Below are 26,401 nucleotides of genomic sequence, written 5' to 3'. Positions count from 1 at the left end.
ACGGTCGCGGAAAAGCTGGTGCCCCCGGCGAGATTTGAACACGCGGCCTACGGTTTAGGAAACCGTCGCTCTATCCGGCTGAGCTACGGGGGCATCCGGTTGCGCAGTACGACGGTCGGATGAGGTGATCAAGCGCCCGGTTAGCGATCGGCCAAAGCTGATTGCATGGCCTCTACGGGCAGGGCGATCATACCCGTAACTCGGGTAGCGGAAGTCGGGTAGAGGCGATCAAGGGCGACGGGTATCGCTTACGATGCCCCGTCGCCGCTTGCCGTGCAGTGCGGGCGGTTAGGCCTTGACGTGCTGCGAGATGTACTTGTTCATCTCGAACATCGTGCACTTGTCACGCCCGAAGACCTTCTTCAGCTTCTCGTCAGCCAGAATCTCGCGCTTGTTTTCGGGGTTCTGGAGGTTGTGTGCCTTGATGTAGACCCACACCTTGCTGATCACTTCGCTGCGCGGCAGCTTGTCGTTGCCGACGATCTCGCCGAGCTCGGGAGAGGGCTGGACGGGGGCGTGGATGCCGCCGGTCTTGGGAGCTGTAGCCATAAGCATTCCTTCCTGTTGCGCGCGTGCGTTAGGCACTGCGCGCGTGGTCACGCCTTGGTGAGCGCGTCCGCCTTGTGCGCTGCCTTGCCGCCCTTGTCACTCCTTACGATGAACTGCGGCTCCTCCTTGGAGGCCTTGACGGTGTGGCCCTTGATCTTCGTATCGCTGGTCTGCTTCTTCTCGACCGTGCCGTGCGCCTCGCCGCCGTGCGATTTCCACGTGACCTCATCGCCCTTCTTCGGATCCTTCACTCTGCCATCTCCTTGATTTGAAAGGATCAAGCGCGGCAACGCGGCATTGGTTGCATCGCCGACGGGTTGCGGAGCCGGGGCTCGGCGGGCATCAGGGCGGCAATCAAGGAGACCGACCGATGAAGACCCGCGCCGCCGTAGCCTTCGAGGCAAAAAAACCGCTCGAGATCGTCGAACTCGACCTCGAAGGGCCGAAATTCGGTGAAGTCCTCGTCGAAATCATGGCGACGGGCATATGCCATACCGACGCGTACACGCTCGACGGCCTTGATTCGGAAGGGTTGTTTCCGAGCGTGCTCGGGCATGAAGGCGCCGGCATCGTCCGCGAAGTGGGCGCGGGCGTGACCAGCGTCGCGGTCGGCGATCACGTCATCCCGCTCTACACCCCCGAATGCCGCCAGTGTAAGTCGTGCCTCAGCGGCAAGACCAACCTGTGCACCGCGATCCGCGCCACGCAAGGCAAGGGGCTGATGCCCGACGGCACGACGCGGTTCAGCTACAAGGGGCAGCCGATCTTCCATTACATGGGCTGCTCGACCTTCTCGAACTTCACGGTGCTCCCGGAGATCGCGGTGGCGAAGATCCGCGAGGACGCGCCGTTCGATACCTCGTGCTACGTCGGCTGCGGCGTAACGACGGGCGTGGGTGCGGTCGTGCACACGGCGAAGGTTCAGCCGGGCGATACGGTCGTCGTGTTCGGGCTCGGCGGGATCGGGCTGAACGTGATCCAGGGCGCGCGGCTTGCAGGGGCCGGCATGATCGTCGGCGTCGACATCAACCCCGACCGCGAGGAATGGGGGCGTCGCTTCGGCATGACGCACTTCGCCAATCCCAAGGATGTCGGCGACATCGTCCAGCACATCGTCGCGATTACCGATGGCGGTGCGGATTACACGTTCGACGCGACCGGTAATACGACGGTGATGCGGCAGGCGCTGGAAGCGTGCCATCGCGGCTGGGGCACCTCGATCGTGATCGGCGTGGCCGAGGCGGGCAAGGAGATTTCCACGCGGCCGTTCCAACTCGTCACCGGGCGCAACTGGCGGGGGACTGCGTTCGGCGGCGCGCGTGGGCGCACCGATACGCCGAAGATCGTCGACTGGTACATGAACGGCATGATCGAGATCGACCCGATGATCACGCACCGCCTGACGCTCGACGAGATCAACAAGGGCTTCGACCTGATGCACGCCGGCGAGAGCATCCGCTCCGTCGTGATCTACTGAGGGGCGGGGCCATGTTCACGCACATCATGCTTGGCGCGAGCGACATCGCCGCGTCGAAAGCGTTCTACGACGCGGCTTTGGGCGCGCTTGGCGTGCCCGAAGGCGTCATCGATGAATGGGGGCGGGTGGTCTACGCGCATGACGGCGGGCGCTTCCTGCTGACCAAGCCTATCGACGGCGAGCCGGCTGGCCACGGCAACGGCAGTACGATGGGGTTCGCTGCGGCCTCGACCGAGGCTGCCGATGCTTGGCATGGTGCAGGGCTGGCGCACGGCGGGACGGCCTGTGAGGATCCGCCGGGCGTGCGAGAGGCTACGGGAGGGCGGAAGCTGTACCTCGCCTATCTGCGCGATCCGTCGGGGAACAAGATCTGCGCATTGCACCGGGTCGCGTGATGGAGACCGTCTCCACCAGCAAGGCGTATGGCGGCATTCAGGGCGTCTACCGCCACGCCTCGACCGCGACCGGCACCGACATGACCTTCGCGGTCTATGTGCCGCCGCATGACGAGGGGGCGCGGTTGCCGGTGTTGTGGTTCCTGTCGGGGCTCACCTGCACGCACGCCAACGTCATGGACAAAGGCGAGTATCGGCGCGCGTGTGCCGAGCTCGGCGTGATCCTGGTCGCGCTGGATACCTCGCCACGCGGCGACGACGTGCCGAACGACGAGGCGTACGACTTCGGCAAGGGCGCGGGCTTCTACGTCGATGCGACCGAGGAGCCCTGGGCGAAGAATTTCCGCATGCGGTCCTATGTCGAGGACGAACTGCCGGCGTTGATCGCGGCGGAGTTTCCGGTGGCGGACATGGCGCGGCAGGGGATCTTCGGGCATTCGATGGGCGGGCATGGTGCGCTGACGATCGCGCTGCGTACTCCGGAGCGGTTCCGAAGCGTGTCGGCGTTCGCGCCGATCGTGGCGCCGTTGCAGTGCGCCTGGGGCGAGAAGGCGCTTGGCGGCTATCTCGGCGCGGATCGGACGGCGTGGCGGGCGTATGATGCTTGCGCGTTGATTGAGGATGGCGCGCGGGTGAAGGACATCCTGGTGGATCAGGGGGATGCGGATGGCTTCCTCGTCGAGCAGTTGAAGCCCGAGTTGCTGCTGGCGGCTTGCGAGGCGGCGGGGATCGACCTGACGTTGCGGATGCAGCCAGGGTATGATCACAGCTACAACTTCATTTCGACGTTTATGAGCGATCATGTCGCATGGCACTCGGAGCGGCTGACGCGCTAACCGCGGCTTTGATGGTTCGAGGCTATCGGTCTGCAGGCCGTGGCCTCACCCTCGCCCTCGCTGCCTTCGGCGTCTCTCCCTATCCCGCTGGAGAGGGAAGGGGCCCGTGGGTCTTCGCCGTGGGAAGGGTGAGGGCAACAGAGAGTCGGCGGTCTGCATGAGCCAGCACGTAGCTCCACCCACACGTCATCCTGACGAAAGTCAGGACCCAGGGTCACGAACGCCGCGCTGATTGGCTCTGGATCCTGACTTTCGTCAGGATGACGGCGGCGTCGTGGGATCCTCCCCGCCCGGGGGAGGTGGCTGGCGCTTGCCAGACGGTTAGGGAGGTAAGGCGACACATCTGTTCCGTGTCCGCCCCCTCCGTCACCTTCGGTGCCACCTCCCCCTGGCGGGTGAGGATCAGTTAGATCGCCGTCCTTTCCGTCGGATTCGCATTGCCACGGCTCCGCCTCGAATGCCGCGTCAGAACTTGAACCCGGCCGCCACGCCATACCGGCGGGGTTCGATCGTGAAGATGTTGGTGAACAGCCCGGCCGACTGGTCGGTCACATACTGCCCGGTCGTCGCATCGTTCTTGGTCAGGTTCTGCACATAGGCGCGGACGTAGAAGCGGTCTTCGCGGGCGTTGAGCTGGACCTGCATGTTAACCACCTCGTAGCCGGGGATCCGGTCGATCGCGGTGTTGAAGATGCTTGCCGCGAGCCCGCCGGTATAGTTGAGGTCGGCACGCGGCACGAGGCTCATGCCGTTCGCGAAGTCGACCGTGTACTGCGCGCCGACCGACCATTTGTACGTCGGTGCCTGCGGCAGACGGTTGCCGCGGATGTTGGTCGTCACCCCGTCGAGCACCGACACGCCGCTCGCTGCGGCGTTGGCCCCGAGCGCGGAGCAGATGCCGAACGCGCCGGTCGCCGCGATCGTCGGGATCGCGGTCGGCGCGCGCAGGCCGATCGCGCGATTGACCGCCGCGACATAGCCGTTCGACAGCGCCGCGTTGCCCGCGACGTTGGGCACGACGACGCAGTTCGACGCGTTGGTGATGTCCTTGATGATCACTGCGTCCGACCGGCCGCCCGACACGTCACGCGGGTTGACCAGCAGCTTGTCGCTCGACACCTTCGAATGCAGGTAGCTCGCGTTCATGTTGACCACGAACGCCGGGATCGGGCTCATGATCGCCTCGGCCTCGACGCCGTAGATATCGGCATCGACATTGTCGTTGACCGAGGTCCGCGCGACGATCCGGCTCAGCTGAAGGTTCTTGTACTGGTAATAGAAGCCGGTGAGGTTCAGCCTGAACCGGCCGCCGCCGAAGGTGTTCTTCGAGCCGATCTCGTATGCGTTGACCTGCTCGGGCAGGAAGGTGCTGCTGACGTTGAACATCGGCAACAGCGGCGGGTTGATCCCGCCCGACTTATAGCCACGCGAGTAGGATGCGTAGAGCAGGTTGTTCTCGGTGATCCGGTAGTCGAGTACCGCGCGTCCGGTCAGCCGCGAGAAGCTGACCTGCGCATTGGCGAACTCCTGACGGCCCGGCAGGTTCGGGTCGAAATCGACCGTGCCGTAGTTCAGCCCCTGCTCGATTCCAGTCGCGCCGATCGGTGTCAGCACATTGAGCGCGAGGTTGCGTGCCTCGTCGGTCTTCTTGTCGTGGTTGTAGCGCAGGCCGACAGTCAGCTTGAGCTTGTCGGTGAACTTGAAATAGGTCTCGCCGAAGATGCCGTACGACTTCAGGCGAAACTCGGTATCGCTGTTGCGATAGAACGGCGTCGACAGGAAATAGCCGTTGCCCGCGGGCAGCCCGGCGCCCGCCGCGTTTGCCGAACCGAGGATGCCCGAGGCGTAATCGAGCCCGAACGCGTTGACGAAATAATCGGTGTTGGTGGATTTGCTGTCGACATAGATTCCGCCGAGCAGGAAGTTGAACATGCCCTCGAAATTGCTGTCGAGATGCGCTTCGGCCGAATACTGCCGGTTCACCTGGCGCGAGCGATCGAAGTCGAGGCTCTGCGGATAACAGCCGATCGAGTTGCCGCCATAGATGCCGACGTTGTTCGGGTCCGCCGCCGACTGGCACGCGCCGCCCGCGGGTCCGTTGGGGATCAGCGTCTGGCGCACGCCGTTCAGGAACGCGAACGGCGATCCGGGGCGGGCGAGCGCGTTGAGTGTTGCAAGCCCGACATTGTTGGCCAGCGGGTTCTCGACCGCGAGGTTGTAATCGGTCGTGCTGTCGACCGCGTTGCGCGTGTAGCCGCCGGTGAAGTTCAGGCTGACCGGGCCGAAATCGTGGAAGATCTTGGCGGTATATTGCTCCTCTTCGGCGAAATAGGTCGGGCTGTAGTCGAGCGACACGGTCCGCACGCTGGCCGGGTTGACCACGCCGGTGTTGGTATCCTGGCCGTACAGGCTCTGCAGCCCGAAGCGGGCGAGCGCGGGGTTGTTGACCGCGAAGAACTCGTTGGAGCTGAGCACCGCGGAGAGCGTCGAATTTCCGTTCGCGGTCTCGTTGGCGAGGCGGTCGGGCAGGCAGCCGAGGATGCCGGTCGGATCGCGGTGGCAAAGCTGCTTCTGCAACCGCGAGCGATCGTCCTTCTCGCGGAAATAATAGCCGATCAGGTCGACCCGGGTGTCGCTGGTCGGCTCCCACGACAGCGTGCCACGGATCGAATACAGGTCGCGCCCGTCGATCTTGCGGCCGTCGTAGAGGTTCTTGGTATAGCCGTCACGGTTGAGATACGTGCCGGCGACGCGGATGCCGAGCGTATCGGTGAAGGGCAGGTTGATCATGGCCTTAACGCGCTTCGAATCGTAATTGTCGTATTCGAACTCGGCGGCGGAATGCACGCCGGAGAGGTCGGGCTTGGCGGATATGAAGTTGACAACGCCCGAGGTAGCGTTGCGACCGAACAGCGTCCCCTGCGGCCCGCGAAGGACCTCGATCCGCTCCAGGTCGAAGAACTCGCTCTCGAACAACCGGGTGGTGACGAGTGGCATGTCGTTGACGTGGATCGCGGTCGCGGTGTCGCAGGTCGCGCCGGTGCACAGGTCGCCGATCCCGCGGATGGTGAAGCTCGACGTCGTGAAGTTGGTCTTGGTGAAGGTGATGTTGGGCAACGTCTGCTGAAGCGCGCTCGGATTGACGATCTGCTGCTTGGCGATGTTGTCCGCGGTAAAAGCGCTTACAGCGATCGGAACGTCCTGCAGACGCTGCGATTGGCGTTGCGCGGTAATCACGATATCCTGCGACGCGTAGGGATCGGCGGTGGACACATTTCGTGTCGTCTGCGTCGACGGCGCTTCCTGCCCGGGGCCATTGGTGGGCGCGGTGTTTTCGGCCGATGTGGTGGTGGCGGTCTGCGCCATTGCCGGCGCAATCGACAGGAGTATCATCGCCGATGCGGCGAGCAATTCGAACTTTGCCATGGCAGTCCTCTCCCCGATCGTGCCGGTCTATGCCGATTCACGATTTAGATTTTCAGGTATGGCGAAGTAACGACCAAAAAAATCAACCGTCAACGCTTTTTGAAGCCCGGATTACCGGGATTTACGGCGCGTTGCTCAAATGAAACAGTTGCAAAAGAGGACCCATGTTCCGATGTTTGGGTATGCTGACAAAGGGTGTTGCGATGCGGGATGAACTGAACGGGTCCGATGGGCGGCCAGCTGGGGGCGATGTGCTGGGTCCCGACGGCAAGGTGATTGTGCCCGAAGACGTAGCGTCGGCGATCCGTACGCTGATCCGCTGGGCGGGCGACGATCCCACGCGTGAAGGGCTGCTTGATACACCGCGCCGTGTTGCACGTGCGTGGAAGGAATATTGCGCGGGCTATGGCGACGATCCGGCGAAACACCTCGAACGCGTGTTCGAGGAAGTCGGCGGGTATGACGAGATCGTTCTGCTGAAGGACATCCCGTTCCAGTCGCATTGCGAGCATCACATGGCGCCGATCATCGGCAAGGCGCACATCGCGTACCTGCCGCGCGACCATGTGGTCGGCATCTCGAAGCTCGCGCGCGTGCTGCACGGCTTCGCGCGGCGGCTGCAGGTGCAGGAGCGGCTGACCGCGGAAGTCGCCGACTGCATCTGGGACAACCTCAAGCCGCAGGGCGTCGCGGTGGTGATCGAGGCGAGCCATGCCTGCATGACCGCGCGTGGTGTCCGCACGCCGGGGGTGACGATGGTCACGAGCCGGATGATGGGCGTGTTTCGTGACGACGAACGCAGCCGCAAGGAAGTGCTGGCCTTGATGGGGCGCGGCGTTTGATGCGAACCGTCCTGGTGACGGGCGGGGCGAAGCGGCTAGGCGCAGCGATCGTCCGGCGGCTGGCGGCGGACGGGCATTCCGTTGTTGTGCATCAGGGGCATTCGCCGGACGAGGCGGCCGCGCTCGTGTCTGAGATCGTCGATAGGGGCGGTCGTGCCGTGGCTGTGGCGGGTGACCTGGGCGATCTTGGCGCAATTGGCGACTTGTTCGCGATGGCGCGGGCTGCGATCGGGGGGGCGATCGACGGGCTGGTGAACTGCGCATCGAAGTTCGAATTCGATCGCCCGCCCACCGTCGATTCGGTGCTGTTCGCCGAGCTTGGCGCGATCAATTGCGGTGCGCCGGTGCTGCTCGCGTCGGCGCTCGCGTCGCAGGACGACGTCGCGGATGGCGCGGTGGTCAATGTGCTCGATCAGAAGGTGGCGAACCTCAATCCGGACTTCTTCTCGTACAGCTGCGGCAAGATCGCTCTGGAGGGGGCGACGACGATGCTGGCGCAGGCACTCGGGCCGCGCATCGCGGTCAACGCGGTGTCGCCGGGGCTGACCTTGCCGAGCGGGGACCAGAGCGAGGAGGAGTTCGCGGCCGTGGCGAGCGACAATCTGCTGCGGCGACCGGTCGGGGCGGAGGCGGTCGCGGATGCAGTGGCGTGGCTACTGACTGCTAAAGGCGTGACGGGGCAAAACCTGTTCGTGGATTGCGGGCAGCGGTTTCTAGCGCGCGATAGCGACGTGATGTTCGACCGGGATCTCGGGGGGCGACATGGCTGAGTTCACGACGATCCTCGATGGGCTCGAGGTCATGATGCGGCTCGGTATCCATCCGCACGAGGTGGCGCCGCAGCGGGTGGTCGTCTCGGTCGAGATGACGGTGATGTATCCAGGCCCGCTCGGCGAGGATGCGATCGGCGAAGTGCTCGACTATGATTTCGTCCGCACGGGGATTCGAGCGCTGACGGCGGAGCGCCCGTTCGCGTTGCAGGAGACGCTCTGCGAGGCGATCGCCGGGCTGTGCTTGGCGGATGCGCGAGTGAGGCGGGTCAAGGTCCGAACGGTGAAGGCCGATGTCTATCCTGACGCCCGCGTAGGTTGCGAGATCGCCCGCAACCGCTAATCCTCCCCGCACGCGGGGAGGGGGACCAGCGTAGCTGGTGGTGGGGGCGTGCCGCTGTTAAGCATGGGGAGGCCCCCCTCCACCCCCACGCAAGCGCGTGGCGGTCCCCCTCCCCGTGCCGTGGAGGATTACGTATGGCCGCCCTTCAACTTTGGTTGCGAAGGCGCCGCAAGTGATGCACTGCTCCCTCTCCCCTTCGGGGAGAGGGCTGGGGTGAGGGGTTGTTCCGGGCGGAGCACTGCTTGGCTGCCCCTCACCCCGACCCTCTCCCCGAAGGGGAGAGGGAGGTGCGTATCAGGCTCGGTTGGCGGCGGACAGCACCGCGCGGACTGAGGCGGTCGCTATGTCGGTGTCCATGCCGACGCCGAACACCGTCTTGCCCTCGGCGGTCCGACATTCGACGTACGCCGCAGCCTGTGCATCCGCGCCGTGGCCGATCGCGTGCTCGTTATAGTCCACGACGTCGAGCGTCGGTCCGGTCGACTCTGCGATCGCCGCAATCACGCCCGAGATCAGACCGTTGCCGCGTCCGGAGATCGACCGCTCCTCGCCGTCGATCGCCACCCGGCCGATGAAGACTCGCTGCCCCGAGGCGCCGCTCTCCTCATAGTCGCGCAACTCCACGCGGTCGTCCGCCTGAGGCATATATGTCCGCTCGAACAGGCCCCAGATGTCCGCGGCGTTCAGCTCGCGGCTGGTCTCGTCGGCATAGGCCTGGACGTGACGGCTGAAGTCCGCCTGCAATCGCTTGGGCAACTTCAAGCCCTTGTCCTGCTCGATCACCCAAGCGACGCCGCCCTTGCCGGATTGCGAGTTCACGCGGATCACCGCCTCGTAGCTGCGACCGAGATCGGCAGGGTCGATCGGCAGATACGGCACTTCCCACAGCGTGTCGTTCTTCGCCTCCTGCGCCGCGAAGCCCTTCTTGATCGCGTCCTGATGCGACCCCGAAAACGCGGTGAAGACCAGGTCGCCGGCATAGGGCGTGCGCGGGTGGACGGGGATGTTGGTGCAGTAATTGACCGTGTTCACGACGCCGTCGATGTCCGACAGGTCGAGCTTCGGATCGACGCCCTGCGTGTACATGTTGAGCGCGACGGTCACGAGATCGCAATTGCCGGTGCGCTCGCCATTGCCGAGCAGGCAGCCCTCGACGCGGTCCGCGCCGGCCATCATGCCGAGCTCCGCCGCCGCAACGCCGGTGCCGCGGTCGTTGTGCGTGTGCAGCGAGATCGCCACCGCATCACGGTTGCGGATGTTGCGGCCGAACCATTCGATCTGGTCGGCATAGATGTTCGGCGTTGCGCACTCGACGGTAGCAGGCAGGTTGAAGATGATCGGGTTGTCGGGCGTCGGCATCAGGACGTCCATCACCGCCTCGCAGACCTCGAGGCTGAAATCGAGTTCGGCGGTCGAGAACGTCTCCGGGCTGTATTCGAACTGCCAGCAGACGTTAGGCTGCTTGGCGGCTTCGTCGCGCAACACCTTCGCGCCATCCACGGCGATCTGCTTCACCTGCGCACGGTCCATGCCGAACACGATCTTGCGCCATGCCGGCGACACCGCGTTGTAGAGATGGACGATCGCAGTCTTCGCGCCGACCAGGCTGGCAAAGCTCGTCTCGATCAGGTCGCGGCGCGACTGGGTCAGCACCTGGATCGATACGTCGTCGGGGATGCGGCCGGTCTTCACGAGGCCGGAGATGAAGTCGAATTCGGTCGCACCCGCGCTCGGGAAACCGACCTCGATCTCCTTCAAGCCGACCTTGCACAGCAGGTCGAAGAACCGCGTCTTCTTCTCCGCGTCCATCGGGTCGATCAGCGCCTGGTTGCCGTCGCGCAGATCGGTCGAGAGCCAGCGCGGGGGCTTGACGATCGTCTTCGACGGCCATTGGCGGTCGGGCAGGTCGACTTGCGGGAAGGGACGGTATTTGGTCGATGGGTCGCGCAGCATGGCCAGTCTCTCGTGTCGTCGGGAGCGTTCGGGTCAGCCCTTAGGCGCGAGGCGCGGGGCATAGCCACCGCGCAAACGATCGGCGCGCCTAAGGGCGCGTAAGTCGAAGCAGCAGGAGGCGGCCGTGCGTCATTGGTCCAACCGCTATCGCCTGTGCTGCATCGTTGTCCAGCCAAAACGGATCAGCCTGCCGAATACACTGGATCGAGTGCATGATAGCATCTGCGTAGTCCGGTGATCAGCCGGATGGGGAGAGAGACATGACCAAGACGATCTACAGCATCGGATGCGTCCACGTCGAAACGGTAAAGAGTCTTCCGCCGACACTCAAAATAGAGGCCGATGGTTTCGTCAACACCAGCGGCTGGAAGAACCCGACCTTGTCGAAACACATTTACGTCACGCCACCAAAAGACGGCGTGCAAGGATATGACTTCGTCGCCGATGAGCCCGGCGGCATCGTAGCCCCAGTGCTGACGCCGGTAGAGACGGCCTACACCGATCAACAGGACGACTGGGTGACCGCGGTTGCGATCCATTCCGCCACGAACACGGTCACGGTCACGGTCACCCTGTCGGTTCCCGTGGCCGCGTCGTAGCGGGAAGCGCAATCAGTTCGCCGAGAACGCCGCGTTGATCGTGAGGTCGACCTTGTCCGACACGACCGGGGCGTAGGCGCCGAGGTTGAAGTCGCTGCGCTTGATCGAGGTCGTCGCGCGGAAGCCGAAGTTGAGCTTCTTGTTCATCGGGTTCGCGCCGGCGCCGATGAAGGTCGCCTGGAGCACGACGGGCTTGGTGACGCCCTTGAGCGTGAGGTCGCCGGTGATCGTCGCCTTGTCGCCGGTCGCGACGACCTTGGTCGAGACGAACTTGGCGGTCGGGTAGGTCGCGGCGTCGAAGAAGTCCTTCGACTTCAGATGGCCGGCGAACGGCGCTGCGGTGACCGAGAGCTGGTCGATCGCGAAGTTCACCTCGACCTTGGTCGCGTTCGGCTTGGCGGGATCGATCGTGATGCTGCCGCCCGATGCGCCGAGCTGCCCTTCGAGCATCGAGAAGCCCATGTGGTTGACGGCCCACGTGACCTGCGTGTGGTTGGGGTCGACCGCGTAGGTGCCGGCGGTCACGCGCGCCTTGACGGGCGCGCCGGGGATGCCTGCGGTCTGGGCCAGTACGGGCGCGGCGGTGAGGGCGAGGATGGTGGCTAGGACTAGGCGCATGCGGGGTCTCCTGTTTGACGCGCGATGCTGGCGGAGCGGAGGGGGCGCGTCAAATGCGGTTTTGCCAACGCTGCGTTTCGGTTTGCGTGCGCGCGGAAGTTCACGAAGTTCACGCTACCTACTCCCCGCAACGGGCTTCCGGCGAGGTCTGCACCAACGCCGAGTGGATCATGGGCCTACGCGCAGGGCCGGGAGCGCCTTGCGCTGGATGGAAGACGCGGGGGAGGGGAGTCGCGATGGGCATAAGGGAAGGATACACCGGCGGGGCGTGTAGGACAGCGCGGATTGCCCGAGTGGTTGGCGCCCCGGCCGGGGGGCTGGAGTAACAGGGTGGAGTGGGGGCGTGGCTGTGGATGTGGGGAGCGGGCCGGAAAGTTTGTGGCGAAGGAGCACTTACCCCAAAACGTCACCACCCCGGCTAAGGCCGGGGCCCAATGGGGGGGCGTTGGTAACGGAGGACAGTCCTACGTTACTACAGCCTTTCCAATTGGGCCCCGGCCTTCGCCGGGGTGGTCGCGCGCGCGGGAACGCCAGCCCGTCGGCCCCGGCGAAGCCGTGCCCTATGGGCAGGCTCCGTCGTGCCGGCCGCGCTCACGCGCGTTCGCTTCGCTCAGTTGCGCTCGCGATCCACCAAGGCATTCTTCCCGATCCAAGGCATCATCCCACGCAACTCCGACCCGATCTTCTCGATCGGATGCGCCAGCGCCTGCTTGCGCGCCGCCTTCAGCTCAGGCTGCCCAGCACGGTTGTCGAGGATGAAGTTCTTCACGAACCGGCCCGACTGGATGTCGGCCAGCACGCGCTTCATCTCGGCCTTGGTCTCCGCCGTGATGATCCGCGGGCCCGTCGTGATGTCGCCATACTCGGCGGTGTTCGAGATCGAATAGCGCATGTTGGCGATGCCGCCCTCATACAGCAGGTCGACGATCAGCTTGGTCTCGTGGAGGCACTCGAAATACGCCATCTCGGGCGCGTAGCCGGCTTCGACCAGCGTCTCGAACCCGGCCTGAATCAGGTGGGTGATGCCGCCGCACAGCACGGCCTGCTCGCCGAACAGGTCTGTCTCGCATTCCTCGCGGAAGTTGGTCTCGATGATCCCCGAGCGCCCGCCGCCGACGCCCGACGCGTAGGCGAGGGCGATGTCGTGCGCGTTGCCCGACTTGTCCTGGTCGATCGCGATCAGGCAGGGGACGCCGCCGCCCCGGACATATTCGCTGCGCACGGTGTGGCCGGGGCCCTTCGGCGCGATCATGATGACGTCGAGATCGGCGCGCGGCTCGATCAGGCCGAAATGCACGTTGAGGCCGTGTGCGAACGCAATCGTCGCACCCTGTTTGAGGTTGTCGTGCAGGTCGGCAGCGTAGATCGCCGCCTGATGCTCGTCGGGCGCGAGGATCATGACGATGTCGGCCCAGGCTGCGGCTTCCTTGTTCGACTTGACCGCGAAGCCTGCCTCGATCGCCTTCTTGGCGGTCGCCGAGCCCTCGCGGAGCGCGATCGCGACGTCCTTGACGCCAGAATCGCGGAGGTTCTGCGCGTGCGCATGGCCCTGCGAGCCGTAACCGACGATCGCGATCTTCTGGTCGGTGATGAGGTTCAGGTCGGCGTCGCGATCGTAATACACACGCATTGGAATGGTCCTTTCGATAAGGTGTGTCCCTCCGCGAAGGCGGAGGTCCAGGCTGGGCTCCCGCCTTCGCGGGAGAACAAAACTAAAAAAGCGGAGAAGTGTTAAGCCGGCTCTTTGCCGCGGGCGATCGCGACTATGCCGGTACGGGCGACTTCGATCAGACCGACTTCACCCATAAGTTCGACGAACTTGTCGATCTTGTCGATGCCGCCGGTGACCTCGAACACGAAACTCGACGTTGTCGCGTCGACGACGCGGGCCCGGTAGACGTCGGCGAGGCGCAACGCTTCGATCCGGTGGTCGCCGGTGCCGCGGACCTTCACCAGCGCGAGCTCGCGTTCGACGTGCGCGCCCTGTGCGGTGAGGTCGGTGACCTTGTGCACGGGCACGAGCCGGTCGAGCTGCGCGATGATCTGCTCCATCGTCGCCGGCGACGCGCTGGTTACGATCGTGATCCGGCTAACCGACTTGTCCGCGGTGATCTCCGACACCGTCAGGCTCTCGATATTATAGCCGCGCGCGGTGAACAGGCCGGCGATCCGGGCGAGGATGCCCGGTTCGTTGTCGACGATGACGGCGAGCGTGTGCCGCTCGGCCTTTTCCTGGGAAATGTGCATCTTAAACCAGCGCCTTCGCTTCGTCGTCCATCGTGCCGGACACTTCGTTCGCCTGCAGGATCATGTCGGTATGCGCCGCGCCCGACGGGATCATCGGGAAGCAATTCGTCAGCTGCGACACGCGGCAATCGACGATCACCGGGCCGCCATACGCCAGCATCTCCGCGATCCCGCTGTCGAGCTGATCGCGCGTCTCGATCAGGATGCCCTTCCAGCCATACGCCTCGCCGAGCTTCACGAAATCGGGCAGCGAATCCGAATAGCTCTCTGCATAGCGGCTCTCATAGGTGAGCTCCTGCCACTGGCGGACCATGCCCATATACTGGTTGTTGAGGATGAAGATCTTCACCGGCAACCGGTATTGCGACGCGGTGGCCAGCTCCTGGATGTTCATCTGGATCGACGCTTCGCCGGCGATGTCGATCACCAGCGCGTTCGGGTTGCCGAGCTGCGCGCCGATCGCGGCGGGCAGGCCGTACCCCATCGTGCCGAGACCACCGCTGGTCAGCCACTTGTTCGGCTTCTCGAACCCGAAATGCTGTGCCGCCCACATCTGGTGCTGGCCGACCTCGGTCGTGATGATCGGTGACTGGGCGTGCGTCGCATCGAACAGCGCCCGGATCGCGCGCTGCGGCATGATCTCGTTCGGGTCGTTCTCGGGGAAGTCGAGACACTTCACCGCGCGCCAGCCGGCGATCCGACGCTGCCAGTCGGTCGTATCGGGCTTCGGATGCTGGCGACTCTTCCAGATCCGCACCATGTCCTCGAGCGCATGGCCGACGTCCGCGATGATCCCGAGATCGACGCGCACGGTCTTGTTCACCGACGAGCGATCGATGTCGATATGCACCTTCCGCGAGTTCGGGCTGAACGCATCGAGCCGCCCCGTCACGCGGTCGTCGAAGCGCGAGCCGAGCGCGACGACGAGGTCGGCCTGGTTCATCGCCATGTTGGCCTCGTACGTGCCGTGCATCCCGAGCATGCCGAGCCACTGCGGCCCAGACGCGGGATAGGCGCCGAGGCCCATCAGCGTCGACGTCACCGGCGCGCCGGTGATGCGGACGAGTTCGCACAGCAGCTGGCTCGCGGCGGGCCCCGAGTTGATGATGCCGCCGCCGGTGTACAGGATCGGGCGTTCGGCCGCGGCGAGCATGTCGACGAGCTGCTCGATCTGCGACTGGTCGGCCTTCACCTGCGGGCGATAGGTCTTGTGCTGGATCGGCCCCGGCTTCTTGTAGCGCGCGGTCGCGACCTGCACGTCCTTGGGGATGTCGACGACCACCGGGCCCGGACGCCCCGAGGTGGCGATATGGAACGCCTCGTGGATCACGTCGCCCAGGCGGGCGGGATCCTTCACGAGGTAGTTGTGCTTCGAGCAGTGGCGCGTGATGCCGACGGTATCGGCCTCCTGGAACGCGTCGGTGCCGATCAGCGCGGTCGGCACCTGGCCGGTGATCACGACCATCGGGATCGAATCCATCAGCGCGTCGGTGATGCCGGTGACCGCGTTGGTCGCGCCGGGACCGGAGGTGACGAGCACCACGCCGGGCTTGCCGGTCGAGCGGGCGTACCCTTCCGCGGCATGCGTCGCCGCCTGTTCGTGGCGCACGAGGATGTGCTTGATCCGACCCGAGCGAAACAGCGCATCGTAGATCGGCAGCACGGCGCCACCCGGATAGCCGAAGACGACCTCCACACCGAGATCGCACAGCGCCTCGATCAGGATATCGGCTCCACTCTTCTCGGTCATTTCATATCATCCTTTGCGAGAACGCTGCCTTTAGCGTCTCGTGGAGGGGCCGGCTACCGATATAAAAGATGCGTGTCAAACATCATTTGAGCAATATAGTTTCAAATTGCTGCAAGCGCGTTGGCAGGTCAAGCGCTTCGGTGCGGGTCCATTCAGGCGGCGGCTGGTGTCGAAGCCACGTATATTGGCGCTTGGCGTAGCGCCGCGTGGCGAGCGATCCGGCGGCGATGGCGTCGGGTTTCGAGGTCTCGCCGCGGGCTAGGGCAGCGATCTCCGGGACGCCAATCGCGCGACGGATCGGTGCGTCCAGCGGGATGTCGGTGCGGGCGAGGAGCGCGGCGATCTCCTCGCGGCTGGTATCGGCCATCTCGGCGAAACGCTGGTCGATGCGCGCGTTGAGCCAGTCGCGGTCGGGGATCAGGATGAGCGCGCGGACGTCGATCGTATCGCCGATCCCGCCGACCTTCTCTGTCTGCCAGTCGGCAAGCGTGCGGCCGGTGCCGCGGACGACTTCGAGCGCGCGGGCGACGCGGGTGGTGTCGGCTGCGTTCAGTTTCTGGGCGGCCTGCTGGTCGAGTTGCGCGAGCGCGGCGTGCGCTTCGGCGACGGGGAGGGCGCGGACCTCCTCGCGAAGGGCCGGGTCGATCTCGGGAACAGGCGCGATACCGTCGAGCAAGGTGCGGATATAGAGCCCGGTCCCGCCAACCAGGATCGGCAGCTTCCCCTCCGCGAGCGTGTCTCGGATCGCCAGCGTCGCCTCGGTAGCCCAGCGCGCCGCGGAGTAGCCCGCATCGGCGGCGTCCACGTGACCGAAGAGCCGGTGCGGGGCGCTGGCCTCTTCTTCCGCCGACGGGCGCGCGGTGAGGATGCGGAGGTCGGCGTAGACCTGCGCGGAGTCTGCGTTGATGACGACGCCGTCGTGGCGCGCGGCGATGGCGAGCGCGAGCGCGGACTTGCCGCTCGCGGTCGGCCCTGCGATGAGCGCCACCTTCGGGAGAGCGCCCGTTGATTGGGAGATGGGTATGTTCACGGCAACGCTTATAGCCTCGGGCACGCTGACCGCAGGCGATATTTCGACCGCGATGGACCGCTTGCGCGACGCAGGCTGCGCACCGGGCGCGAGCGGCTGGATCGATGAGGGCGAGGCGGCCGACCTGATCTTCGGGATGGCGCCGGACGCGGCTCGGGTTGCGCTCGAGGGGGCATTCCCCGCCACTGACGTCGTCGTGCAATCGAGCCTGACGCGCACGAAGAAGCTGATCGTCGCCGACATGGACTCGACGATGATCACCGTCGAATGCATCGACGAACTCGCCGACTATGCCGGTATCAAGCCGCAGATCGCGGAGATCACCGAGCGCGCTATGCGCGGTGAACTCGATTTCGAGGCGGCGCTCGACGCCCGCGTGGCTCTGCTCAAGGGGCTGGCGGAAAGCGACATCGAACGCTGTCTGACCGAACGCGTGAAGATCATGCCGGGGGCGAAGGCTCTCGTGCGGACGATGCGGTCGCGGGGCGCTCTGGCGGTGCTGGTATCGGGCGGCTTCACGCGGTTTGCCGAGCCCGTGGCAAAAGAGATCGGCTTCGACCGTGCGATCGCCAACGTTCTGGAGATCGAGGGCGGAACGCTGACGGGGACGGTGACCAAGCCGATCGTTGGGTCGAATACCAAGCTGACGACGCTGCGTGCTGCGATCGCCGAGCGGGGGATTGTGGAGGAGGAGTCGCTCGCGGTCGGTGATGGCGCGAACGATCTGGCGATGATCGAGGCTGCGGGATTGGGTGTGGCCTACCACGCCAAGCCAATCGTCGCAGCGGCGGCGGCGGCTCGGATCGATCATGGCGACCTTACTGCGCTGCTCTATGCGCAGGGTATCGCGAAGCAGCACTGGGTTTTGGACTAGCCGTTCTTGCGATCCTCCCCCGCCAGGGGGAGGTGGTGCCGAAGGCGACGGAGGGGGCGGACACGGAACACTGGTTTCGCTTACCTCCCCCTCCGTCTGGCAAGTGCCAGCCACCTCCCCCTGGCGGGGGAGGATCAGAGGTGGCGCGTCAGCCCTTTGCCAACGGCGTACCGCTCGCGTTGCACACGTACGTCGCAAGCTCTTCGCGCAACGGCAAACCCTTGATCGGGCGCAGCGGACCGTCATGCGCCACGTTGGTCTCGACCAGCGCACGGTTCGGACCGACGCCGAGGACGTGGAACAGGCGCTTGCCGCAATCCGTCTCGGTGCGCGCATAAGCGACCTTACCCTCATGCTCCTGTCGCAGAATGGCGATGATGGTTCCGCCTACGGCCTTGCGCTCGCGCAACAGGAAGTGGCGCGACGTCGGATCGGAGGGGGTAGGGATCAGCCGGCCCTTGACCGTCAGCTGCTCGGGCTTGGGTACCGCCACCTCGGTCTCGGCAAGGTTGCGCAACGACACGCCGTTATCCACCATCGCGTCGGTATTATTAGTGGTAGGCTGCTCGCCAGAACACGCGGCCAACAGCGTTGCGCCGGCAAGTGCCAGCGCCAAGGTCTTCGAAATCATTCATCTAGCTCCCGGTCGATGTCGAAACGAAACGACCGGTTCGGCTATTTGATCCCTGCCGCCTCGCAGCGCACGTCTGCTAATGCGGCGGGTGGGCGCAATCTGAGGGCTGAGCCGCGGCACGCCGCGCCACGGCAGTGAAGGTTCAGGGCGCGACGATCACGCACGGCACACCCGCCGCCGAGCAAGCGCGCGTCGCATCCGCCTTGGAGGCAAAGCCGCCGGCCTGGAGCCGCGTCACCTTGCCGGCCTTGGCGTAGAAGGGCTGGGCTCCGCGAAGCTTGCCACGCACCTGGTTCCACAGCGTTTCCGCATTGCCCTGATCGCGGAACGCGCCGAGCTGGACCCGCCAGTTTCCGGTCGCGCGAACCACGGCAGGCTTGGGGGCAGCAGATTTGGTCGCGCTCCGCTTTGCAGCTTCCGATTTGGCCACCTCCGCCTTGGACGGCTTTGCCGGCAACGGCGCGGCGACGGGCTCGCGGACCGGAGCAGGCACACGCGCCGGCAACGAGCTGGCGGGCAGGTTCGCGGGCCGCGGCATGTCGGCGGGACGCGATGCAGGCACGGTGGCCACGCCGACCGTCGACCGCGGCGTCGGCGCCGCTGGCGACGCTTGCGCCTGCAACGCATAATGCTGCGCCAGCGCGGTGCCCTTTTCGCGGTCCGCCGGCGAGATATACTGGTCCATCTGCGTCAGAGTCTGCGAAGCGGACTGGAGCCCCGATGCCGAAGCGCGGCTCATCAACGCATAGGCGCGCGGATAATCCCGCGTCACGCCGTCGCCGTTGAACAGCATCGTCCCCAGCACGAGCTGCGTCCTGGGCTCACCGCGCGCCGCGGACTTCTCGAGCCACGGCAGCGCTTCGGTCTTCTTGCCCGACTGGAACAGCGCCAGACCGTAATTGTCCTCGGCCTGGAAGTGCCCATGCATCGCCGCCTTGCGGAACCAGCTTTCGGCCAGCGTCAGGTCGAGCGGCACGCCGCGACCGAGCTTGTACGCTTGCGCGAGATTGAACTGCGCATCGGCGTCGCCGGCGATCGCGAGCGGACGCCAGACGCCGACGGCACGTGCGAAATCGCCCTTCGCCCAGGCATCAACCCCGGACTTGACGTCGGCCCCAGCCGGCGCGGCCGCCGACACGCGATCCGCCGCCAGCATGCCCCCCGTCGCCAGCATGCTGGTCAGCACCACAGCACCCCAGAAACGTCCGTGCCCAGCCTTCATCGGTCTACCTCGTGTCAATATCGCACCACCATGCCGCCGTTCGTCCGGCAAGGGAAGGCGGGGCAGGAATTCTGCCCCGATCGCATCCATTTCGACTCCTAAATGCACCCATTATGACGTCGCGTTAACCTATTCTTATGCCCGCGCATGGCATTCCCTCGGTCGACAAAAGGGGTTCGGGGACTATGCGCGTTCTAGCGTTCGCATCGCAGAAAGGGGGATCGGGGAAGACGACCTTGACGGGCCATCTCGCGGTCCAGGCCGAGCGTGCCGGACACGGTCCCGTCGTCCTGATCGACATCGATCCGCAAGCGTCGCTGTCCGACTGGTGGAACGAGCGCGTCGCGGACGAGCCCGCCTTCGCGCAGACGACCGTCGCGCGCCTCGCCGCCGATCTCGAAATCCTCCGCCAGCAAGGCTTCAAGCTGGCGATGATCGACACCCCGCCGGCGATCACGATGGCGATCCAGAGCGTCATCCAGGTCGCCGAACTGATCGTCGTGCCGACCCGCCCCAGCCCGCACGATCTGCGTGCGGTCGGCGCGACGGTCGACATGTGCGCCCGCGCCGGCAAGCCGCTGATCTTCGTCGTCAACGCCGCCACGCCCAAGGCGCGGATCACCGCCGACGCCACTCTGGCGCTGTCGCAGCATGGCACGGTCGCTCCGGTCGTCATCCACCAGCGCACCGATTTCGCGGCCTCGATGATCGATGGCCGGACGGTCATGGAAGTCGACGCGAAGAGCCGCTCGACCGCCGAGATCGAAGCGTTGTGGACCTATGTCTGCGACCGGCTCGAGAAGAATTTCAGACGCACCGTCTTTGCAGTGCCGGCCGCCGCGGCAATCCGTCCCGCTGCCGGGGGCTTCGGCCGTCGGATCGTCGGGTGATGCGATGACCCAGCCCAAACCGATGGCATCGCTGTCCCCCTCGCTGCTGGCGCGCAAGGGTACCGCGCGGCCGGCCATGCGGACTCAGGACGTGACCGGCGCAGCACAGGCCGATGTCGGCGAGGATCTCGGCTGGAACGACCTGGGCGAGGGGCCGGACCGCGACGGGGTGCCGTCCGTGCTGATCGAACGCGACGCGCTCACGACCGAACTCGAACAGCGCACGGTCGCCGTGACACCGGTATCGCTTGCGGCCGCATCGCGGATCGGCCGCGAGGCGGCGGCAAAGACTAGCGTTACGAAGGCTGCGTTCACGTTGCGCCTCGATGCCGATCGGCACCTGAAACTCAGGCTGGCGAGTGCCGTCACCAAAACCTCTTCGCAGCAGCTGGTCATCCAGGCGCTCGACGAATTCCTGCGCCGCCTGCCCGAAGTCGATGCGCTCGTCGCGCAACTGCCGCGGGCAAAGCCCCGCAAACGTTAAAACAGGGATTTTCCCGATGAACACGCGTGCACTATTTCTTGGCGGCGTCTCCGCTCTGCTGCTCGGCGGAACGATGGTAGGCTGTGCGGCCAATGGCGGCGGCGTGGCATCGGCCGGCGATCGCAGCGCCGCGCTGGCGGCGAAGGCGGCGGCAAAGGGCGCTGCAAACGGTGCCGCGGGCGACGCGGGCAGGGCGCAGACCGCCTTGGCGAGCCGCAACGGACCGGCCGCGGTCGGCTATGCCGAACACGCGGTGGCGCTGATGCCGCAATCGGCCGCCTACCGGATGCTGCTGGGGCAGAGCTACCTCCAAGCCGGCCGTTTCACCTCTGCGGGCCACGCCTTCGCCGACACGCTTCAGCTATCACCGGCCAACGGAAAGGCCGCGCTGAACCTCGCCTTGTCGCAGATCGCGACGGGGGATTGGCAGGCGGCCCGGCGCACGCTGGACAGCAATGCAGCGATCATCCCGGCAAGCGACCGCGGGCTCGCGATGTCGCTGGCCGGCGACACGGCGGGCGGGATCGCCGTACTCACCGAAGTCGCGCGATCGCCGCAGACGAGCGCCAAGGTCCGCCAAAATCTCGGGCTGAGCCTCGCGCTGGCGGGGCAATGGCAATCGGCGCGCGTCGTCGCGGCGGCGGACATGGCGCCAGCGGATGTCGATGCGCGGCTCGAGCAATGGGCGACCTTTGCACAGCCCGCCAAGGCCTCGGATCAGGTCGCAAGCCTGCTCGGCGTGCGCGCGGCGGCGGATGGCGGTCAACCGGTCGCGCTGGCGCTGAACGCGCCTGTGCCAATGCTGCCCGGAGCGCCGGCTGCACCTGAACAGGCGCTTGCGGCGGTCGATTCGGTGGCGGTGGGGGCTCCGGTCGAGGTCGCTGCCGTACCAACCCCTGCGGCGGTTGCGGGTTTCTCGAAGGTGTCGTTCGGGCCGCGGCAGGAATTCGTCCAGGCCTTGCCGGCGATGATGCTTCGTCCGGCGGGTGGTCCGATCAAGGTCGCCGCAATGCCTGCTCCGTCGGGACGCGGCATGGCGAGCGCGGCCTATCAGGTGAAGGCGCCAGCCGCCGGCCATTGGTACGTGCAGCTCGGCGCGTTCGACAGCGCGGGCGTCGCGCGCGATGCATGGGGGCGTGCCGCCAAGCGGTTCGCGGTGCTCGCCGGCTACACGCCGAACGGCATGAATTTCAAAGCGGATGGCGAGGATTTCTACCGTCTGTCGGTCGGTGGGTTCAGCCGGTCTGCGGCGGATTCGATGTGTCGCCAGTACCGCGCGAAGGGCGGCGCGTGCTTCGTCCGGATGGGCGCGGGCGATGCGATGGCGCAATGGCTGCGGAAACCGGGGATGCAGCTGGCCGCGCGGTAAAGGCGGTGCCCATAGATCGACAACCACCCTGGCGAAGGCCGGGGCCCAAATGGAAAGGTTGGCGTAACGGCGGGTCGCTCTTAGTTGGCGACGTTCCCCAATTGGGCCCCGGCCTCCGCCGGGGTGGAACGGTTGGTTATCGATCCCGCGTTACAGAACCTCGCGGCCACCTTTCCACAATCGCAACACGCGGCCTTGCACCGGCAGACCATCGAACGGCGTATTCCCCGCCTCGGCCTCGAACGCCTCGCCGACGATCTGCCACGGCGCCAGTTGATCGAACAGCATCAGGTCGGCAGGCTTGCCCACCTCCAGCGTCCCCGTATCGAGCCCCAGCACCCGCGCCGGGTTGCTCGCCAGCAGCGCGAACAGCCGCTCCAGCGAGATGCGCTCGTCACGCACCAGCATCAGTGCGAGCGGGAGCAACGTCTCGGCCCCCGCCATCCCGCTGCTCGAGTCCGTAAACGGCAGCCGCTTTTCTTCCGGTCCGCGCGGCTCATGGCCCGAACAGAGCACGTCGATCGTGCTGTCTGCGATCGCCTCGAGTGCCGCGCGACGGTCGCTGTCCGCACGCAACGGCGGCGACAGCAGCGCGAACGAGCGGAAATCACTGACCGCGATCTCCGACAAATGCAGATGCGCGGGCGTGATGCCGCACGTGACGGCAACGCCGCGACGCTTCGCCGCGCGGATCAGGTCGAACCCGGACGCCGTCGTCACCTGGCGAATGTGGAGCCGCGCACCGGTATCCTCGGCGAGCATCAGGTCGCGCGCGATCGCCAGCGCCTCGGCCACCGCCGGTGCGGCGGGGAGGCCAAGCCGGGTCGCCGTCTCGCCCTCGGTTGCAACCGCGCCGGCGGTCAGCCCGCCGTCTTCGGCATGCGCGATCACCGTCACGTCGAGATCGCGCGCATAGGCGAGCACGCGCCGCATCACGCCGCTGTCGGCGATCCAGTGCTTGCCCGTGCCGACCGCCTTCGCGCCCGCCGACAGGCAGATCGCCATCTCGGCGAGGTCATGGCCTTCGAGGCCACGCGTTGCGGCGGCGATCGGGTGAATCCAGAGGTCGGGCTTGCCGATCAACGCGGCGCGCTGGACGATGCCGGGGTCGTCGAGCACCGGCGACTGGTCGGGCATCAGGCCGATCCGCACGATCCCGCCGGCGCGGAACGCGGCACGGTCGACCTTCGCCACGCCGAGATCGACGATCCCGGGCGCGACCGTCTTGCCGCCGCAATCGACGACCGTCGCATCGGCGGGAATATCGACGATTCCGGTCGCGACGATCACGCCGTCGCGGACCAGCAGATTGCCCTTCGTCACGCCGCCGACGGGGCAGGCGAGGGCCGCGTTGGTGAGCGCGAGGATCATGCCCAACCCTCCACGCCGCGCGCTCGTCGGGTCAGCACATCAAGGCACGCCATGCGGACCGCCACCCCCATCTCGACCTGCTCGGTGATCGCCGAGCGGGCGTGATCGGCAACCGCCGAGTCGATCTCGACGCTGCGGTTCATCGGGCCGGGGTGCATCACCAGCGCATCGGGCGCCGCCTTCGCCAACCGGTCGAGCGTCAGCCCGTAGCGCAGCCGATATTCCCGCGTGGAGGGGACGTAGGCGCCATCCATCCGCTCGTTCTGGAGCCGGAGCATCATCACTACGTCCGCACCCTCCAGGGCCTTGTCGAAATCGGTAAACGCCGTGACGCCCATCCGCTCGATCATCGGCGGCATCAGCGTGGAGGGCGCGCAGACGCGAACCTCGGCGGCAAGCGCGGTGAGCGCCAGGATGTTCGAGCGCGCGACGCGGCTGTGCAGCAGATCGCCACAGATCACGACGCGCTGCCCGGCGATCGCGCCCTTGCGACGGCGGATCGTCAAGGCGTCGAGCAGTGCCTGCGTCGGATGCTCGTGGCGCCCGTCGCCCGCGTTCAGCACCGGGCAGTCGACCTTGTCCGCGATCAACCGCACCGCGCCGCTCGACATATGGCGGATGACGATGACGTCGGCGCGCATCGCGTTGAGTGTCATCGCGGTATCGATCAGCGTCTCGCCCTTCTTCACGCTCGACTGCGCGGCGTGCATGTTGACGACGTCGGCGCCAAGCCGCTTGCCAGCGATCTCGAACGACAGGAGCGTGCGCGTGCTGTTTTCGAAAAACGCGTTGATCTGGGTAAGCCCTGCCAGTCGCTTGTCGGGTGTGGCATGCGTCCGGTTCGCGCCGACCCACGTCTCCGCCTCGTCGAGCAGGAACGCGATCTCGTGTGGCTGAAGCCCGTCGATGCCGGTGAGATGCCGGTGCGGAAAGACGGCGCCGCCTTCGATGAGGGCGGCGGGGCGGTGATCTGAGGTTCGCATTAAAGCTGCGGGATAGTGGCGCGCGGGGCGGGGGGCAAGCGCGGCGATGACGATACGTCTCGCCCGTCCCCTCCGTCATCCTGGGGTCGACCCAGGATCCAGAGCCTTAGCAGTGCGCCGTTCTTGGCTCTGGATCCTGACTTTCGTCAGGATGACGGGTGAGTATCAGATTTGCGCGGTGACCAGTGCGTCGATCGCGCCTTGGAGGATGTACGCCGCCGCCATCTTGTCGACGAGTTCGGCGCGTTTGGCGCGACTCGCGTCCTGTTCGATCAGCGTGCGGGTGACCGCGACGGTCGACCAGCGCTCGTCCTGAAGCAGGATCGGCAGGCCCATGTCCTTGAGGTTCTGCGCGAACGCGCGCGTCGATTGCGAGCGCGGGCTCTCGCTGCCGTCGAGGTTGATCGGCAGGCCAATGACGAGTCCGACGACCGCCTGCGCCTTGATGATCTCGGCGAGCGCGGCCTTGTCCTTCTGGAACTTGGTGCGGCGAATCAGGAGCGCGGGGCTCGCGAAGCTCCAGCCAGCGTCGCAGAGCGCGGTGCCGATCGTCTTGGTGCCGACGTCGAGACCGATCAGGCGTCCGCCTTTCGGGAGCGCATCGCGGAACTGCGCGGCGGAGAGCGTGATCATTTGAAAGCCTTCAGGCGGCGGTTGGCGTCGGCGCGGATGTTCGCCCAGAACAGGCTGTAGTCGTAGACGTGGTAATTGTTGCCGGGCAGCACGTACGGCCCGAGGTTCGGGCCCTCGCCGATCAGCAGGAAGCCGCGGTCGGCGCAGCGTGCGGGCACGCTGCCGATCGCGATCGTCGCGGTCGTCAGGTCGGCTGATGGTACGAGCGTGCCGAGGTTGGCGATGGCGGGTGCTGCGGCGTCGGCGGTGCCGGTCAGCGGGTTGGTGCAGACCATCGGCGTGCCCTTGCGCGGCTGGCCGTTGAAGCCGGTGGTCTGGTCGTACGCGTCGACGATCAGCGAGGGGTCGGCGGGCTCGGCGAAACTTTCCCACGACAGGATGCAGTTGGTCTGATCCGGTACGCGACATTCGGGGAGGCCCATCTTCGGCAGATCGGTTGTGCGCGAGACGGGCCAGCCGACGACATACGCCGCCACGATCCGTGCCTTCAGCTTCGGGTCGGTCGCGATGCGGTCGCGAAGCAGGCGGGTGAGATGCAATGCGCCCTGGCTATGCCCGGCGAGGATGATCGGGCGCTTCGGGCCGGCTTCCTTGAGGAAGCGGTCGAACGCCGCGGAGACGTCGCCGTATGCTAGCGCCAGCGCGCGTTCGCTGTCCGCGACGCTGGTCAGGAATGCACCGAACGTCGCCTGGCGGTAGCGTGGCGCCCAGATGTCGCCGGCCTCGTTGAACGCGCTGGCCTGCCCGCGCAGGAACAACTCCGCTCGCGCGTTGGTCTCGGGATCGTCGATCGGCGCGTTCCAGTGGTCGCGGTTGATGTACGACGTCGGGTGGATGAAGAAGATCGCCGCGCCCGTGCCGCGCTTGCCGGGCGTGTAGCCGGGGGGCGTCCAGAGTGCGGGATTGCCGGGCGCATTGGGCCGCGCGAGCCACATGATCTTCCGTGCGTAGATGTTGCGCGGGGCTTCGCGTTGCGCCTGGAACGTCTCGCTAGGGACCATCACCGCGCGCATCAACTGCGTGCCGAACAGGCGGTAGGCGAGCAGGGCGGCGATCGCGAGGACGATCATCGCGGCGACGAAATAGAGAAACTTGCGGGCCAAGCG

General features: G+C 66.0%; 26 protein-coding genes and 1 tRNA gene. 11 read left to right on the top strand and 16 right to left on the bottom strand.

The features are described 5' to 3' along the window. Positions 1-16 precede the first annotated feature (16 nt). The 3 genes from C8J47_RS09020 to C8J47_RS09010 form a co-directional block, all read right to left on the bottom strand. Positions 17-93, bottom strand: a tRNA-Arg gene (locus tag C8J47_RS09020). 195 nt (positions 94-288) lie between these two features. Then, positions 289-549, bottom strand: a complete 261-nt coding sequence (locus tag C8J47_RS09015; RefSeq protein ID WP_031394799.1) for an SWIB/MDM2 domain-containing protein — start codon at positions 547-549, stop codon at positions 289-291. A gap of 47 nt (positions 550-596) precedes the next feature. Beyond that, on the bottom strand, positions 597-800 hold the full coding sequence (locus tag C8J47_RS09010; RefSeq protein WP_056048079.1) for a DUF2945 domain-containing protein: 204 nt from the start codon (positions 798-800) through the stop codon (positions 597-599). 119 nt (positions 801-919) lie between these two features. Here C8J47_RS09010 and C8J47_RS09005 point away from each other — a divergent pair, with 119 nt between their 5' ends. The 3 genes from C8J47_RS09005 to fghA are packed head-to-tail and all read left to right on the top strand — an operon-like array spanning position 920 to position 3,257. Beyond that, positions 920-2,026 (top strand): S-(hydroxymethyl)glutathione dehydrogenase/class III alcohol dehydrogenase, encoded by a 1,107-nt coding sequence (locus C8J47_RS09005; protein WP_060524354.1) that lies wholly within the window; start codon positions 920-922, stop codon positions 2,024-2,026. Between the two features lie 11 nt (positions 2,027-2,037). Then, a complete protein-coding gene (locus C8J47_RS09000) occupies positions 2,038-2,421 on the top strand; it encodes a VOC family protein (RefSeq protein WP_121885318.1) in 384 nt (127 codons plus the stop codon). Beyond that, the gene (fghA, locus tag C8J47_RS08995; RefSeq protein ID WP_121885317.1) at positions 2,421-3,257 is read left to right on the top strand and encodes an S-formylglutathione hydrolase; all 837 of its coding nucleotides are present in this window, start codon (positions 2,421-2,423) and stop codon (positions 3,255-3,257) included. Before C8J47_RS09000 ends, fghA begins: the two co-directional genes overlap by 1 nt. Positions 3,258-3,722: 465 nt before the next feature. On the opposite strand, the gene C8J47_RS08990 is transcribed toward fghA, so the two are convergent. Continuing rightward, complete coding sequence (locus C8J47_RS08990) at positions 3,723-6,683, bottom strand: TonB-dependent receptor (protein ID WP_121885316.1); 2,961 nt, start codon at positions 6,681-6,683, stop codon at positions 3,723-3,725. 203 nt (positions 6,684-6,886) lie between these two features. On the opposite strand from C8J47_RS08990, the gene folE reads away from it, so the two are divergent. Genes folE through C8J47_RS08975 form a run of 3 tightly spaced genes read left to right on the top strand, consistent with a single transcriptional unit; the run spans position 6,887 to position 8,638 of the window. Beyond that, positions 6,887-7,525 carry a GTP cyclohydrolase I FolE gene (gene folE / locus C8J47_RS08985; RefSeq protein WP_243645646.1) on the top strand — a complete coding sequence of 213 codons (639 nt, stop codon included), beginning with the start codon at positions 6,887-6,889 and terminating at the stop codon, positions 7,523-7,525. Further along, entirely contained in the window at positions 7,525-8,295 is a 771-nt protein-coding gene (locus tag C8J47_RS08980; protein ID WP_121885315.1) for an SDR family NAD(P)-dependent oxidoreductase, read from the top strand. The genes folE and C8J47_RS08980 overlap by 1 nt, the downstream gene beginning before the upstream one ends. Next, positions 8,288-8,638, top strand: a complete 351-nt coding sequence (locus tag C8J47_RS08975; protein WP_121885314.1) for a dihydroneopterin aldolase — start codon at positions 8,288-8,290, stop codon at positions 8,636-8,638. The genes C8J47_RS08980 and C8J47_RS08975 overlap by 8 nt, the downstream gene beginning before the upstream one ends. A gap of 294 nt (positions 8,639-8,932) precedes the next feature. Here the strand turns inward: C8J47_RS08975 and leuA are convergent, their stop codons facing one another. Further along, positions 8,933-10,591: a 2-isopropylmalate synthase gene (leuA, locus tag C8J47_RS08970; protein ID WP_121885313.1), complete on the bottom strand. Its 1,659-nt coding sequence runs from the start codon at positions 10,589-10,591 to the stop codon at positions 8,933-8,935. Between the two features lie 260 nt (positions 10,592-10,851). On the opposite strand from leuA, the gene C8J47_RS08965 reads away from it, so the two are divergent. Next, a complete protein-coding gene (locus tag C8J47_RS08965) occupies positions 10,852-11,190 on the top strand; it encodes a hypothetical protein (RefSeq protein WP_121885312.1) in 339 nt (112 codons plus the stop codon). 12 nt (positions 11,191-11,202) lie between these two features. Here C8J47_RS08965 and C8J47_RS08960 read toward each other — a convergent pair whose 3' ends face one another. From C8J47_RS08960 to miaA, 5 genes are all read right to left on the bottom strand, one after another. Beyond that, positions 11,203-11,808, bottom strand: a complete 606-nt coding sequence (locus tag C8J47_RS08960; protein WP_121885311.1) for a YceI family protein — start codon at positions 11,806-11,808, stop codon at positions 11,203-11,205. A gap of 610 nt (positions 11,809-12,418) precedes the next feature. Continuing rightward, entirely contained in the window at positions 12,419-13,438 is a 1,020-nt protein-coding gene (gene ilvC / locus C8J47_RS08955; RefSeq protein ID WP_121885310.1) for a ketol-acid reductoisomerase, read from the bottom strand. Between the two features lie 101 nt (positions 13,439-13,539). Beyond that, positions 13,540-14,055 carry an acetolactate synthase small subunit gene (ilvN, locus tag C8J47_RS08950; RefSeq protein ID WP_056048113.1) on the bottom strand — a complete coding sequence of 172 codons (516 nt, stop codon included), beginning with the start codon at positions 14,053-14,055 and terminating at the stop codon, positions 13,540-13,542. A gap of 1 nt (position 14,056) precedes the next feature. Continuing rightward, positions 14,057-15,805 carry an acetolactate synthase 3 large subunit gene (locus tag C8J47_RS08945; protein WP_121885309.1) on the bottom strand — a complete coding sequence of 583 codons (1,749 nt, stop codon included), beginning with the start codon at positions 15,803-15,805 and terminating at the stop codon, positions 14,057-14,059. A gap of 82 nt (positions 15,806-15,887) precedes the next feature. Continuing rightward, positions 15,888-16,835, bottom strand: a complete 948-nt coding sequence (gene miaA, locus C8J47_RS08940) for a tRNA (adenosine(37)-N6)-dimethylallyltransferase MiaA (RefSeq protein WP_404969262.1) — start codon at positions 16,833-16,835, stop codon at positions 15,888-15,890. Here miaA and serB point away from each other — a divergent pair. Next, the gene (gene serB, locus C8J47_RS08935) at positions 16,828-17,709 is read left to right on the top strand and encodes a phosphoserine phosphatase SerB (RefSeq protein ID WP_121885435.1); all 882 of its coding nucleotides are present in this window, start codon (positions 16,828-16,830) and stop codon (positions 17,707-17,709) included. The two genes, miaA and serB, sit on opposite strands and share 8 nt — an antisense overlap. Positions 17,710-17,857: 148 nt before the next feature. Here serB and C8J47_RS08930 read toward each other — a convergent pair whose 3' ends face one another. Both C8J47_RS08930 and C8J47_RS08925 read right to left on the bottom strand, forming a co-directional pair. After that, positions 17,858-18,340 (bottom strand): hypothetical protein, encoded by a 483-nt coding sequence (locus C8J47_RS08930; protein ID WP_121885307.1) that lies wholly within the window; start codon positions 18,338-18,340, stop codon positions 17,858-17,860. 145 nt (positions 18,341-18,485) lie between these two features. After that, positions 18,486-19,565, bottom strand: coding sequence for an SPOR domain-containing protein (locus C8J47_RS08925; RefSeq protein ID WP_310886122.1), 1,080 nt, complete (start codon positions 19,563-19,565; stop codon positions 18,486-18,488). Between the two features lie 185 nt (positions 19,566-19,750). Between C8J47_RS08925 and C8J47_RS08920 the strand changes: the two genes are divergently transcribed. The 3 genes from C8J47_RS08920 to C8J47_RS08910 are packed head-to-tail and all read left to right on the top strand — an operon-like array spanning position 19,751 to position 22,308. Then, positions 19,751-20,455, top strand: a complete 705-nt coding sequence (locus tag C8J47_RS08920; RefSeq protein ID WP_056048126.1) for a ParA family protein — start codon at positions 19,751-19,753, stop codon at positions 20,453-20,455. 4 nt (positions 20,456-20,459) lie between these two features. Continuing rightward, a complete protein-coding gene (locus C8J47_RS08915) occupies positions 20,460-20,939 on the top strand; it encodes a hypothetical protein (RefSeq protein ID WP_121885306.1) in 480 nt (159 codons plus the stop codon). Positions 20,940-20,955: 16 nt separating this feature from the next. Further along, entirely contained in the window at positions 20,956-22,308 is a 1,353-nt protein-coding gene (locus tag C8J47_RS08910) for an SPOR domain-containing protein (RefSeq protein WP_121885305.1), read from the top strand. Between the two features lie 150 nt (positions 22,309-22,458). Here the strand turns inward: C8J47_RS08910 and C8J47_RS08905 are convergent, their stop codons facing one another. The 4 genes from C8J47_RS08905 to C8J47_RS08890 form a co-directional block, all read right to left on the bottom strand. Then, positions 22,459-23,679 (bottom strand): dihydroorotase family protein, encoded by a 1,221-nt coding sequence (locus C8J47_RS08905; protein ID WP_121885304.1) that lies wholly within the window; start codon positions 23,677-23,679, stop codon positions 22,459-22,461. Continuing rightward, on the bottom strand, positions 23,676-24,662 hold the full coding sequence (locus C8J47_RS08900) for an aspartate carbamoyltransferase catalytic subunit (protein WP_121885303.1): 987 nt from the start codon (positions 24,660-24,662) through the stop codon (positions 23,676-23,678). Before C8J47_RS08900 ends, C8J47_RS08905 begins: the two co-directional genes overlap by 4 nt. Before the next feature lie 165 nt (positions 24,663-24,827). Further along, entirely contained in the window at positions 24,828-25,295 is a 468-nt protein-coding gene (ruvX, locus tag C8J47_RS08895) for a Holliday junction resolvase RuvX (RefSeq protein ID WP_121885302.1), read from the bottom strand. Next, a complete protein-coding gene (locus tag C8J47_RS08890; RefSeq protein ID WP_121885433.1) occupies positions 25,292-26,398 on the bottom strand; it encodes a DUF3089 domain-containing protein in 1,107 nt (368 codons plus the stop codon). Before C8J47_RS08890 ends, ruvX begins: the two co-directional genes overlap by 4 nt. Positions 26,399-26,401: the final 3 nt, after the last annotated feature.

Source organism: Sphingomonas sp. PP-F2F-G114-C0414, from assembly GCF_003688595.1.
In the GTDB taxonomy this organism is placed as follows: Bacteria; Pseudomonadota; Alphaproteobacteria; order Sphingomonadales; family Sphingomonadaceae; genus Sphingomonas.
This window is presented reverse-complemented; position numbering and strand designations above follow the sequence as displayed.

What these genes read in the sequence shown, in the direction of transcription:
- C8J47_RS08980 (WP_121885315.1), top strand. Translation starts at nt 7,525, where the DNA reads ATGCGAACCGTCCTGGTGACGGGCGGGGCGAAGCGGCTAGGCGCAGCG.
- C8J47_RS08900 (WP_121885303.1), bottom strand. Translation starts at nt 24,662, where the DNA reads ATGCGAACCTCAGATCACCGCCCCGCCGCCCTCATCGAAGGCGGCGCC.
- ilvN (WP_056048113.1), bottom strand. Translation starts at nt 14,055, where the DNA reads ATGCACATTTCCCAGGAAAAGGCCGAGCGGCACACGCTCGCCGTCATC.
- C8J47_RS08910 (WP_121885305.1), top strand. Translation starts at nt 20,956, where the DNA reads ATGAACACGCGTGCACTATTTCTTGGCGGCGTCTCCGCTCTGCTGCTC.
- C8J47_RS08960 (WP_121885311.1), bottom strand. Translation starts at nt 11,808, where the DNA reads ATGCGCCTAGTCCTAGCCACCATCCTCGCCCTCACCGCCGCGCCCGTA.
- C8J47_RS08990 (WP_121885316.1), bottom strand. Translation starts at nt 6,683, where the DNA reads ATGGCAAAGTTCGAATTGCTCGCCGCATCGGCGATGATACTCCTGTCG.
- C8J47_RS08925 (WP_310886122.1), bottom strand. Translation starts at nt 19,565, where the DNA reads ATGAAGGCTGGGCACGGACGTTTCTGGGGTGCTGTGGTGCTGACCAGC.
- C8J47_RS08920 (WP_056048126.1), top strand. Translation starts at nt 19,751, where the DNA reads ATGCGCGTTCTAGCGTTCGCATCGCAGAAAGGGGGATCGGGGAAGACG.
- C8J47_RS08915 (WP_121885306.1), top strand. Translation starts at nt 20,460, where the DNA reads ATGACCCAGCCCAAACCGATGGCATCGCTGTCCCCCTCGCTGCTGGCG.
- C8J47_RS08945 (WP_121885309.1), bottom strand. Translation starts at nt 15,805, where the DNA reads ATGACCGAGAAGAGTGGAGCCGATATCCTGATCGAGGCGCTGTGCGAT.
- folE (WP_243645646.1), top strand. Translation starts at nt 6,887, where the DNA reads ATGCGGGATGAACTGAACGGGTCCGATGGGCGGCCAGCTGGGGGCGAT.
- C8J47_RS09015 (WP_031394799.1), bottom strand. Translation starts at nt 549, where the DNA reads ATGGCTACAGCTCCCAAGACCGGCGGCATCCACGCCCCCGTCCAGCCC.
- C8J47_RS08930 (WP_121885307.1), bottom strand. Translation starts at nt 18,340, where the DNA reads ATGATTTCGAAGACCTTGGCGCTGGCACTTGCCGGCGCAACGCTGTTG.
- C8J47_RS09005 (WP_060524354.1), top strand. Translation starts at nt 920, where the DNA reads ATGAAGACCCGCGCCGCCGTAGCCTTCGAGGCAAAAAAACCGCTCGAG.
- C8J47_RS08905 (WP_121885304.1), bottom strand. Translation starts at nt 23,679, where the DNA reads ATGATCCTCGCGCTCACCAACGCGGCCCTCGCCTGCCCCGTCGGCGGC.
- leuA (WP_121885313.1), bottom strand. Translation starts at nt 10,591, where the DNA reads ATGCTGCGCGACCCATCGACCAAATACCGTCCCTTCCCGCAAGTCGAC.
- C8J47_RS08965 (WP_121885312.1), top strand. Translation starts at nt 10,852, where the DNA reads ATGACCAAGACGATCTACAGCATCGGATGCGTCCACGTCGAAACGGTA.
- ilvC (WP_121885310.1), bottom strand. Translation starts at nt 13,438, where the DNA reads ATGCGTGTGTATTACGATCGCGACGCCGACCTGAACCTCATCACCGAC.
- C8J47_RS09000 (WP_121885318.1), top strand. Translation starts at nt 2,038, where the DNA reads ATGTTCACGCACATCATGCTTGGCGCGAGCGACATCGCCGCGTCGAAA.
- C8J47_RS08975 (WP_121885314.1), top strand. Translation starts at nt 8,288, where the DNA reads ATGGCTGAGTTCACGACGATCCTCGATGGGCTCGAGGTCATGATGCGG.
- fghA (WP_121885317.1), top strand. Translation starts at nt 2,421, where the DNA reads ATGGAGACCGTCTCCACCAGCAAGGCGTATGGCGGCATTCAGGGCGTC.
- ruvX (WP_121885302.1), bottom strand. Translation starts at nt 25,295, where the DNA reads ATGATCACGCTCTCCGCCGCGCAGTTCCGCGATGCGCTCCCGAAAGGC.
- serB (WP_121885435.1), top strand. Translation starts at nt 16,828, where the DNA reads ATGTTCACGGCAACGCTTATAGCCTCGGGCACGCTGACCGCAGGCGAT.